Raw genomic sequence first — 529 nt, forward strand, 5'->3', positions numbered from 1 at the left:
AATACAAACGCATTACGCTATCTCTGGCGCTTGGTTCTTTTTTGGTTTTTTCTAACCTATACCTTTTACAACCTATGCTTCCGACCTTCGCAACGCTGTTTTCCATTTCAGAAACGCAGGTTAACTGGTTGTTTGCCGCCTCAACGTTAGCGCTTTCATTCAGTTTGGTGCCAATGGCGGTCTTGTCCGAATCCATCGGTCGTAAGCCAGTGATGATGGTTGGCTTATTCTCTATTCCTGCCATTTCTGCGTTGATGCTACTCGGAGACTCATTTATATTTTTGGTGGCATGCCGAGCATTAATCGGAATCGCTTTAGCCGCATTTGCCGCTGTTGCCGTCGCATACATGGCAGAAGAACTTGATAAGCATGCATTTTCAATGGCCATTGGTACTTACATTGCAGCAAACTCATTAGGTGGTATCGCAGGACGTATTAGCGGCGGTTTGTTAGCGGATAACTTTAGTGTCGATGTCGCCATCGAAGTCATGATGGTTGTAACACTGATTGGCGTAATCTGCGTGCACTA

At 45.6% G+C, this 529-nt stretch carries 1 protein-coding gene; it reads left to right on the plus strand.

Annotated features, from left to right (window positions below; translation table 11 throughout):
* A partial coding sequence (locus R7093_RS27785; RefSeq protein ID WP_318147352.1) for an MFS transporter occupies positions 1-529 on the plus strand: 529 nt, incomplete at both ends.

It is taken from the genome of Vibrio sp. 1580, from assembly GCF_033340055.1.